The sequence below is a fragment of the Sulfuricurvum sp. IAE1 genome (assembly GCF_004347735.1).
GTDB lineage: Bacteria > Campylobacterota > Campylobacteria > Campylobacterales > Sulfurimonadaceae > Sulfuricurvum.
This window is the reverse complement of record NZ_SLTI01000063.1, coordinates 222,352-232,115: the sequence shown is the minus strand read 5'-3', so window position 1 is coordinate 232,115 and position 9,764 is coordinate 222,352. Positions and strand designations below refer to the sequence as shown.

Here is a 9,764-nt window from a genome sequence, read left to right as displayed (position 1 = left end):
AACTTGTTTAACAACTTTGGGGCTTCTCAATAGTGAATAAAATGTGATAATATTTTATTCAACTATCGGATGCTGACACGAAGTTCTGAACAGTCTCTTTAATAACGTAATGCAAAAAAAACATTTCCTGTCATTGATATTCATTATACCTATCACATCAATTCCATTTATGCCTATTGAGAATAATTTTTTCAAAATTGACAAACTACTATCAATCGAAATTAATAAACCTACTAATCAAGATGAAAATGTTCAAAATGCAAAAAAGAAAACAGCTTTTCTTGCAGGTTTCATAGCCGTTGAAGGTTCAGATCAAATTATAGACACCGACATTTATAACGATGGAAGATCTTTTCTTTCAACCATTGATCAACTAGAAGCAAAAGCGAAAGTTTGTGGATTTACTGATAAATTAATGTTTGATCATCTTCGAGATATGACAATACCAAAAGTTGAAAAATTTCAAGACTATGTACGAATGAGAACTCAATTGGAAGCTCAACTCGAAACGACTCCAATGCTTTTATCAGCTTATAAAACTGGAATAGACTTAGAAGTTCTTTTAAAAACTGTAAATAGCGATAACCCAGCATATGGTACTATTCAAAGATTCCACAATGATTTACAAAAAAATATGCAAAATGCCAATATCAATCTAAGTCTTTCTGATTTACCATCTGATTCCGAAATCAATATTCAGAATCTTCGAATGGAATATTTTGAATTATTCCGTACTATTCAAGAAAGTCAAAAAATATAAAAATTGTTTTGATAAAAACTAAGGCGTAATGATGAATGTTTGTATGCATGATGTTGGAAATGGTCTTAATCTTTTCATCAATCACAAAATGATGATTGATTTTGGTGGCGATATAGATAAAATTTCAAACTATCATTACCATCGATGTTGTAGATGCTATCCTATTCACCATATTGAAACATTTGTATTATCACACTTTCATGATGACCACTATAATGGCCTATTTTATTTAACTCATCCGTTTTTTGATTTGAAACATGTTTATTACCCAGGAATACCAACTATCATTGATGCAGCTGGTAAAGATATTGGAGTCACTTTTTTTTCATATCTAATAGCAATGAATCATTACATTACACTCGGCACTACTAGTGGTTCCGCTGCTGCTGACTTGATTGAACAATTACATCGAGTCAGCACAACGACTTTTCAATATGCTCCTTTGTTTAAGGGAGACATATTCAATCATAATGGCACACAGTATGAAGTATTATGGCCTCCAAGAGTTATAAAAATACAATCTAATACGAATGGGAGGACTTTAGATTCTGAAGACAAAGTAATTGTTTCAAAAATAAAAAAAGCGATCGGAGCTTTTGAAAAAGCAAAAGAAGAACATCCAGAATTAAACGAATTAGCTGAAAAATATTCCAGAGCTATAACTGAAAAATACAAGAATAACATTCCCGAACATGAAGACAAAGATGACTATCCTAATGCCAATATGAAAAGTACTGATTCAAAAGTAGAGGAAGAATCATTCACCAATAAGCCAATAAGCACAATTGAACTACCCCCTTTAGCAAAAACAGCAAACGATGCTTTACGTACAGCAGCTAATGATCTTAGTTTGGCTTTTAAATCGGAAAATAACAAAATACTTTTTTTAGGTGATTTAGAAACAAATCAAATCAATAGAGTGTGCCAATCTTTATCTAACAAACAATTCGATGTTTTTATCACTCCTCATCATGGAACACATAAAGGAAGTAGCATGAATCTTCTTAAAATAAAAGTTGCTTTATCTTCTGTTGGTAGTTTATACAAAGGCTATTTTCGAAATCCTGATTTAAAACGCATTACCAATAAGTTAGATACATACAACGATGGTTGTATACATGCTTATATTCATCATTCTTCAATTGATATTGAAAAGTGTAAATATAGTTCCAAAACAATTTAATTTCCTCTAAAATTTCACCCCAATACCTCACTATCCTCAAAAGTAAATTAAAACATTCTCGGCAGCGTATAGGCAGTCATCTGCCATAAAGTCAAACAGAAAACCGCATTTCCGCTATAATTTCACATCTATTTGTGAGGGTCTCTTTTGCCGCTTTTTAAAGTCCACACCCCCTATCAACCCGCAGGCGATCAGCCCGTCGCCATCGAAGCACTGAGCGGAGGCATCAAACGAGGGGATCGCTACGTCGCCCTCGAGGGGGTGACAGGCTCGGGCAAAACCTACACGATGGCCAAGGTAATCGAGAGCGTCCAGCTCCCCACGATCATTATGACCCACAACAAAACCCTTGCCGCCCAGCTCTACAGCGAGTTCAAAAGCTTTTTTCCCGAAAACCACGTCGAGTATTTCATCAGCTATTACGACTATTACCAGCCCGAAGCCTACATTCCCCGCCAGGATCTTTTCATCGAAAAAGACAGCTCGATCAACGACGAGCTCGAGCGGCTGCGCCTCTCGGCCACCGCAAACCTGCTAAGCTACGACGACGTCATCGTCGTCGCCTCGGTATCGGCCAACTACGGTCTGGGGGACCCCGAAGAGTACGAAAAGATGGTGCAGGTGATCGCGCTGGGCGATGAGATGAACCAGAAAAAGCTGCTGCTGCGCCTCGTCGAAATGGGGTATGCCCGCAACGACAGCGTTTTCGACGGGGGGCATTTCCGCGTCAACGGCGAAGTGGTCGACATCTATCCCCCCTACTGGCAGGATCAGGCCCTGCGGATCGAGTTTTTCGGCGACGAGGTGGAGCGGCTCGCCCTCTTCGAACCGCTGAACAACAGCGTCATCCAGAACATCGAGACGATCACGATCTACGCCACCAGCCAGTTTGCCGTAGGGCAGGAGAAACTCTCCCGGGCGATCAAGGCGATCGAGGAGGAGCTGGGAGAACGGCTCAAAGAGCTGCGCGATCAGGGAAAAATCGTCGAGGCGCAGCGACTACAGCAGCGGTGCGAATTCGACCTCGAGATGCTTCAGGCGACCGGAATGTGCAAAGGGATCGAAAACTATTCGCGCCACCTGACGGGGAAAGCTCCCGGAGAAGCCCCATATACGCTGCTTGATTACTTCGCCCTCCACCACGACAAATACCTCATCATCGTCGACGAATCGCACGTTTCGCTGCCGCAGTTTCGGGGAATGTACGCCGGAGACCGCAGCCGAAAGGAGGTACTTGTTGACTACGGCTTCCGCCTCCCCAGCGCGCTGGACAACCGGCCGCTGATGATCGACGAGTTTATCGAGAAAGCGCCCCACTATATGTTCGTCTCCGCCACCCCCGCACAACAGGAACTGAACCTAAGCACGACGCTGGCGCACCAGATTATCCGCCCAACGGGGCTGCTCGATCCGCTGATTACGATCAAACCGATCGCAAACCAGGTCGAGGATCTGCACGATGAGATCAAAAAGACGGTCGCACTTGGGGATCGCGTCCTCGTGACCGTACTCACCAAAAAGATGGCCGAAGCGCTCACCAAGTACCTCGCCGACCTGGGGATCAAAGTACAGTACATGCATTCCGAAATCGACGCCATCGAGCGCAACCAGATCATCCGCGGCCTTCGGGTCGGGGATTTCGACGTGCTGGTGGGGATCAACCTCCTGCGTGAGGGACTCGATCTCCCCGAAGTGAGCCTGGTCGCGATCCTCGACGCCGACAAAGAAGGATTTTTGCGCTCGGAAACCTCGCTGATCCAGACGATCGGGCGGGCCGCACGCAACGAGCGGGGACGGGTCATCATGTACGCCGACAAAATCACCGGATCGATGGAGCGTGCGATAACGACGACCAACGAACGGCGCGCCAAACAAGAAGCGTTCAACACCGAACACGGCATCATCCCCCGCTCGACGTCTCGGAGTCTCGATGAGAACCTCAAGCTTGAAGACCCCGCCGAGCTCTACAACCGTTCCAAAAAAGCCAAAACGCTTCCGGCCGCCGAGCGTAAAAAGCTCGTCGACGAGCTGACCGCCAAAATGAAAGAGGCAGCGAAAAAACTCGAATTCGAAGAAGCCGCAAGGCTGCGCGACGAAATCGCCAAAATAAGGAAATTATGATTCATGGATGATATGCTCACCAACCTCTCGACCTACGGCTACGTGGTCGTATTCCTCTACTCACTGGGCGGCGGTTTCGTCGCTTTGCTTGGTGCGGGAGTCCTCAGCTACATGGGCAAAATGGACCTTGGCCTCTCGATGGCCGTCGCTTTTACGGCAAACTTCATCGGCGACGCGTTATTGTTTTACATGTCCCGCTACCACAAATCGGAGATGATGGAATATTTCAAAAAGCATCGCCGGAAACTGGCCTTTTCGCATCTGCTGATCAAAAGACACGGTGCATGGATCATCGTCATCAAGAAATTCATCTACGGCCTCAAAACGCTGGTTCCTCTGGCGGTAGGACTGACGAAATACGATTTTTGGAAATTCAGCGGCTACAATGCACTGGGGGCGTTGATCTGGACACTCGTCGTCGGTGGGGGAAGTTATCTCGGAGGGGCGGCGCTGATCGAAGGGTATGAGCTCGTCGCCGACAAACCCTACCTCGCGCCCATTATGCTTTTGGTTGTCGGGGGAAGCCTCTGGCTTTATTTTTCGGCCGCAACCAAAAAACGATAAGGCCGAAGCCTTAGAAAACGAGCTGTTCGTTCGTCGCCGGAGTCGCGCCCTCGGTGCCGTCAGGCGCTTTTGAGGTATCGGTGAACGCTTCGCTGGCGTTGCTCTCGGCATCGGTGGAGATATCGTACACTCCGGCCGGGCGGTCGAAATAGCGTTTCGTATTCGGATAGATGCGAAGCATGTCCTCATAAAAGTACCGGAACGCCTGTCCCGCGGCACGCCCTCCCGTTTCGCTGCGGCGCATCGGGGTATTGTTGTCGTGCCCGAACCATACGACCGTTTCGACGCTCGGAGAGTAGCCGGCAAACCAGGCGTCGACGTTTTTGTTCGTCGTCCCCGTCTTACCGGCGATTTCGATCCCCGGAACGCGTGCAAACGTCCCCGTGCCCCGGTTGACGACGTCTTTGAGGATCGAGGTCATCAGGTAAATCTGCTGCGGGGTGTTGACCTGACGGCGTTTGTTTTCGTAACGGACCCGCTCGCCCGATGGAGTAACGACTTCACGCACCAGTATCGGGTTCGTCAGACCGCCGCCGCTGGCGAACATCGTGTAATATTTGGCCAGATCGAGCGGAGAGACCATCATCGTCCCCAGCGCCAGCGAGAGATCGGGGGGAAGGTTTTCGGTGATGCCGTATCGGCGCAACCCTTCGACCACTTTGCCAAATCCCATGTCGCTCACCATGTTGATCGTCGCCAGGTTGCGCGAATGGGTGAGTGCGTCGCGGATCGTCACCATCCCCTTGTACTCGTTTTTGTAGTTTTTGGGCTGCCACGTCTTCTCTTCACCGTCGGCCCCCGCATAGGTGTAGGTGCGGGCGATGTCGGGAACGAGCGACGCGGGAGACATCCCGCTATCCAGCGCAACCTGGTAGATAAAAGGCTTGAACGCCGAACCGGGCTGGCGTTTGGCCTGGGTGACCCGGTTGAAGGGACTGAGCGAATAATCATACCCACCGACCATCGCCAATATCTCCCCCGTATAGGGATCGAGGCTGATAAGGGCGCCGTTGAGCTGCGTTTGCATGTTTTCATCCAAATCGCCCGCTTCCTGTGCCCGTTTAAGGATTTCGTCGCGCCCCGACTGGAGCGCTTTGTAGCCCGCTTCCTGAAGACGCATGTCGATCGTCGTATAGACCTTGTACCCGCCGCTTCGAATGTCGGGGAACGCGTCGCCCAGCTGGCGCATTACCTCGTCGATGATATAGGGTCCGGAGTTTTTGCTCAGGGTGTCGTTGTAGACTTTCGGTCTCTCCTGCGTCGCTTTTTCGTACGTCGCCTGATCGATCCACCCCAGTTCGAGCATCCGGGCGATGACGCGGTTGGCACGTCCCAGACACAGTTCGTAGTTGCGGGTCGGCGAATAGAAATTCGGTGCTTTGGGAAGCCCGACGAGCATGGCCGATTCTTTGAGGGTCAGCTCTTTGAGCGGTTTGCGGAAATAGCCGTCAGCCGCCGTTTTGATCCCGTAATAGCCGTGACCGAGATAGATTTCGTTGAAATAGCGTTCCAGAATCTGCTCTTTGGTCAGCTGCTGCTCGATCCGGATCGAATAAAGCACCTCTTTGAATTTACGGGAAAACTTTTTCTCCCGTGTCAAAAGGGTGTTTTTCACGAGCTGCTGGGTGATCGTACTCGCCCCTTCTTTGAGTTTACCGGCGGTGACGTCTTTGATGATCGCCCGCATGATCGCATCGGGGTTGACGCCGTAATGTTCGAAAAACATCGTATCCTCGATCGCCAGCAGCGCTTCGATAAGACGGGGGGGAATGTTCTCGTACGACACGTAATAACGGTGCTGGTCGCTGAACAGGTTGGCGATTTTGTTCCCGTGGCGGTCGTATACCTCGGTGGTAAGGCGCGGCTGGTAATTGATAAGGCGCTGCGTTTCGTATTCGAACGTATAGATCAGGTAGCCCAGAAAGCCGACGGGGACCAGGATCATAATCCCGGCCAAAACCAACAAATATTTCTTCATCCGGGCTTTGAGGGACAGCTGTTCGGGCTCGTATAGGTTCATCAAATTCTAAATCCTCTGTTTTTAAACTCGGCGTCGATTAACGCTTTGGTGTATTCTTCTTTGGGAGCGGCGATCACCTCTGCGGTGTTGCCCGTTTCCACGACCCGGCCGCCCCGGATCACGCATATCTCCTCGCACAGCGATGCGGCCACCCCCATGTCGTGGGTCACAAACAGGAGCGAAAACCCCATCACCCCTTGCAGACGCTTGAGCAGGGAGATCATCGTTTCCTTGGAAACGGGATCAAGTGCCGTCGTGGGTTCATCGAGCAGCAACACCCTGGGCATGCTCGAGAGGGCGATCGCGACGACGACGCGCTGGAGCTGCCCACCCGACAGTTCGGGAGGATAGCGTTCGAGCAACCCTTTCTCCAGCCCCAGAAGCCCGAAAAGTTCTTCGCTCCGCTCGCGCGGAACGAACATCTGATCTTTGATCCGTGTCAGCGGAGAGAGGGCCGTAAAAGGGTTCTGGGGGACAAGCGCAACGCTTTTTCCCCGCGCCCATTCAAACGCGCACCGCATTTGCAACTGCGCTTCCAGCCCGGGGTCCAGCAGGTCGAGCAGCGCTTTGAGAGTCAGCGACTTGCCGCTGCCGCTCTCTCCCACCAACGCCAGAGAATTCCCGATATTCAGCGAAATATCGACGAGTACGCTCTTGCCGTGGGTGATTTTCAGCCGATCGATCAAGACGGTATTCATCGCGATATTTTATCCAATATCGGGACAAATCGCTCACATACCCGCCGCAAAACGGCTTCGTCGATTTCAAGCCGCGCAATGAGCCTTATAATCGCTTTTTTAACCGTCGGCTGACGGATTGCGCCGACATGAACCCCCAGCTCGTTTTTGATCTCTTCTTGCAGCCGCATCACTTCGCGGTTATCCCCGATCGGAATCGGAACGATCAGCCCCGGGACGTCGATCCCAAGGATCTCCGCCACGATCTGGCGGCGTGATTCGATGTCGGCCCGCAATGAGGCGGCGTTGGCGCGGATATGATCCAGCGCATGATGGGCCAGCGCCGTATCGTAAAGCGAGGGGGCGGTCGCATAGATGACGTTTTTCGCCCGGTTGATCAGGTATTCGCACAGGTGTTCCGAGCACAGCGCGTATGCCCCGAAACTTCCGTACGCTTTTCCCAGCGTCCCCATTTTGACCATGAGCGGAGTCGGCGTGATGGCGTAATGATCGAGAATCCCCATGAGATTGGGCCCGATGACGCCGCTGCTGTGGGCTTCGTCGATCAGCAATACCGTTTCGTGGCGTATCGCAAGCTCAAGGACCTCGCGCGTGACGCAGTCTCCCCCCATCGAATAGATCCCCTCGACCGCAACGACGATCCGCCGCCCCGCAAACCGTTCCAGCGCTTGGGCAAGATACACCGCGTCATTATGGGGGAAAAAGAGCACCTCCCCTTCACACAACCGCGAGGCAAGGATCCCGCTCGCATGGTAATCCTCGTCGATAAGCAGCACGTCGCCCTTGCGTACCAGCGATTCGATGAGACCGATGTTCGCATTGAACCCGCTCCCCATCACGATCCCCGATTCAAAGCCGTTGGCTTCGCACAAGGCGCTCTCGAACGCGGCGTGGATAGGGTGGTAGCCTCCCACCAGCATCGAGGCTTTGGGCGCATGGTACGGGCTGCGCGAAAGGGTCTCGCAGGCGGCGCGATGAAGCTCCTCGCGGTGGGAGAGTCCCAGGTAATCGTTGGACGCGGCATCGAGAAGCGTCTCATCCGTAAGGCGTCGTTCCCGGTAGCGTCCGGAACGTTTGAGGGCTTTTAGCTCGCCGGCGTAGGGAAGATTCATTGGCGGATCGGCAGCTGCGCGATGTATTCGCGGATTTCGGCGATCCGCTCTACATCGGCGGGGTGGGTCGAAAGAAATGCCGGCGGTTTCTGCGCCGACCGGGAGAGGCGCGCCATGTTTTCCCAGAACCGCAGTGCCTGAACGGGATTGTAACCCGCTTTCCACATCAGGTAGATCCCGATCTGGTCGGCTTCGTGTTCGAATTTACGGCTGTAGGGGAGGATCAGCCCCACCTGCGAGGTGATCCCGTACGCCTGCGAGTAGAGGTTCTGATACTGTGCGGGGATGTTCAGAGCAGTCGCCAGTACCTGCGCGCCGATGTTGCTCGCCGTCTGCATCGAGAGGCGTTCGGCACCGTGCCGAGCGAGGGCATGGGCGATCTCGTGTCCCATCACCGTGGCGATCTGGTCGTCGTTTTCGGCAATTTTCAAAATGCCCGTATAGAAAAAAACTTTTCCGCCCGGAAGACAAAACGCATTGGGTGTAGCGTCCTCGATGACGTTAAACTCCCACGCGAAATCGCTGCGCCCGCTCACCGCGGCGATCCGTTCCCCGATCCGCTTTACCCTCGCCTGGAGCGCCTTGTCGGTACTGAGCTTGGAGGTTTTCAGCACTTTTTGCGCTTCGCTCGCCCCAAGGCTCATCTCCTGGTCGGTGGAGATCATCATGAACTGCGTCCGGTTCGTCACCGGGGTGGTCGCACACCCCCCCATCAGCACCGCCGCAAGGATCAACGCACGTAACGTCATATCACCCCTCCTCCATGAATCGTTTGAGGATTTCGACCGAAAGCCCCATCGCGGTGCTCTCGAATCCCCGTACTTCCCGGATATAGGGTTTGCAAAACCCTTCCACCATGCACGCCCCCGCTTTCCCGCGCCATTCACCGCTTCGGAGATAGCGTTCCACGTCCGCAGGATCGAACGGACCGAAAAAATAGCGGGTCACCGACATGTCGATCAGTTCAAGGCGGGGCGTTTTGTAGATCATACAGGTAATAATATCGGTTTCCGAACCGCTTTGGGCAGCGAGTATCTCCCGGGCGTCCGTTTCGTCTTTGGCCTTGCGGAGGATTTTTCCCTGTGCCGTTACGACGGTATCGGCCACCAGAAGCGGATAATCGGCGCAGCCGAAAGCTTCCAGATTGACGCGGTATTTACCAAGGGTCGCCTGATACACAAAGTTTTTAGGAGAGGTCGCGATTATCGAGTCTTCGTCAAAATCGACCGATTCTTGGAGGAAAGGGATACCCGCCGCACTCAAAAGCTCGGCACGGGTAATAGAAGAAGAGCCCAGCCGCAGCATG

At 51.7% G+C, this 9,764-nt stretch carries 9 protein-coding genes; 4 read left to right on the top strand and 5 right to left on the bottom strand.

Annotation, left to right across the window (positions count from 1 at the left end; all coding sequences use genetic code 11):
• The first annotated feature begins 109 nt into the window (after positions 1–109).
• From E0765_RS12355 to E0765_RS12340, 4 genes are all read left to right on the top strand, one after another.
• Positions 110–760, top strand: coding sequence for a hypothetical protein (locus E0765_RS12355; protein ID WP_132813532.1), 651 nt, complete (start codon positions 110–112; stop codon positions 758–760).
• A 31-nt stretch (positions 761–791) separates the two neighbouring features.
• A complete protein-coding gene (locus E0765_RS12350) occupies positions 792–1,943 on the top strand; it encodes a hypothetical protein (RefSeq protein ID WP_132813531.1) in 1,152 nt (383 codons plus the stop codon).
• Between the two features lie 147 nt (positions 1,944–2,090).
• On the top strand, positions 2,091–4,064 hold the full coding sequence (gene uvrB / locus E0765_RS12345) for an excinuclease ABC subunit UvrB (protein ID WP_132813530.1): 1,974 nt from the start codon (positions 2,091–2,093) through the stop codon (positions 4,062–4,064).
• A gap of 3 nt (positions 4,065–4,067) precedes the next feature.
• Complete coding sequence (locus E0765_RS12340) at positions 4,068–4,628, top strand: DedA family protein (RefSeq protein WP_132813529.1); 561 nt, start codon at positions 4,068–4,070, stop codon at positions 4,626–4,628.
• A gap of 10 nt (positions 4,629–4,638) precedes the next feature.
• Here E0765_RS12340 and E0765_RS12335 read toward each other — a convergent pair whose 3' ends face one another.
• Genes E0765_RS12335 through maf form a run of 5 tightly spaced genes read right to left on the bottom strand, consistent with a single transcriptional unit; the run spans position 4,639 to position 9,763 of the window.
• The gene (locus E0765_RS12335) at positions 4,639–6,648 is read right to left on the bottom strand and encodes a penicillin-binding protein 1A (protein ID WP_255417916.1); all 2,010 of its coding nucleotides are present in this window, start codon (positions 6,646–6,648) and stop codon (positions 4,639–4,641) included.
• Positions 6,648–7,346 (bottom strand): ATP-binding cassette domain-containing protein, encoded by a 699-nt coding sequence (locus E0765_RS12330; RefSeq protein ID WP_132813528.1) that lies wholly within the window; start codon positions 7,344–7,346, stop codon positions 6,648–6,650. Before E0765_RS12330 ends, E0765_RS12335 begins: the two co-directional genes overlap by 1 nt.
• Positions 7,343–8,458: an aminotransferase class I/II-fold pyridoxal phosphate-dependent enzyme gene (locus E0765_RS12325; protein ID WP_132813527.1), complete on the bottom strand. Its 1,116-nt coding sequence runs from the start codon at positions 8,456–8,458 to the stop codon at positions 7,343–7,345. The genes E0765_RS12330 and E0765_RS12325 overlap by 4 nt, the downstream gene beginning before the upstream one ends.
• Positions 8,455–9,207 (bottom strand): M48 family metallopeptidase, encoded by a 753-nt coding sequence (locus E0765_RS12320; protein ID WP_132813526.1) that lies wholly within the window; start codon positions 9,205–9,207, stop codon positions 8,455–8,457. Before E0765_RS12320 ends, E0765_RS12325 begins: the two co-directional genes overlap by 4 nt.
• Before the next feature lies 1 nt (position 9,208).
• Complete coding sequence (gene maf, locus E0765_RS12315; RefSeq protein ID WP_132813525.1) at positions 9,209–9,763, bottom strand: septum formation inhibitor Maf; 555 nt, start codon at positions 9,761–9,763, stop codon at positions 9,209–9,211.
• Position 9,764 lies beyond the last annotated feature (1 nt).

Excerpts from the sequence above, each read along its gene's own strand:
- E0765_RS12355 (WP_132813532.1), top strand. The coding sequence starts at position 110 with ATGCAAAAAAAACATTTCCTGTCATTGATATTCATTATACCTATCACA.
- E0765_RS12350 (WP_132813531.1), top strand. The coding sequence starts at position 792 with ATGAATGTTTGTATGCATGATGTTGGAAATGGTCTTAATCTTTTCATC.
- E0765_RS12340 (WP_132813529.1), top strand. The coding sequence starts at position 4,068 with ATGGATGATATGCTCACCAACCTCTCGACCTACGGCTACGTGGTCGTA.
- E0765_RS12335 (WP_255417916.1), bottom strand. The coding sequence starts at position 6,648 with ATGAACCTATACGAGCCCGAACAGCTGTCCCTCAAAGCCCGGATGAAG.
- E0765_RS12330 (WP_132813528.1), bottom strand. The coding sequence starts at position 7,346 with ATGAATACCGTCTTGATCGATCGGCTGAAAATCACCCACGGCAAGAGC.
- E0765_RS12325 (WP_132813527.1), bottom strand. The coding sequence starts at position 8,458 with ATGAATCTTCCCTACGCCGGCGAGCTAAAAGCCCTCAAACGTTCCGGA.
- E0765_RS12320 (WP_132813526.1), bottom strand. The coding sequence starts at position 9,207 with ATGACGTTACGTGCGTTGATCCTTGCGGCGGTGCTGATGGGGGGGTGT.
- maf (WP_132813525.1), bottom strand. The coding sequence starts at position 9,763 with ATGCTGCGGCTGGGCTCTTCTTCTATTACCCGTGCCGAGCTTTTGAGT.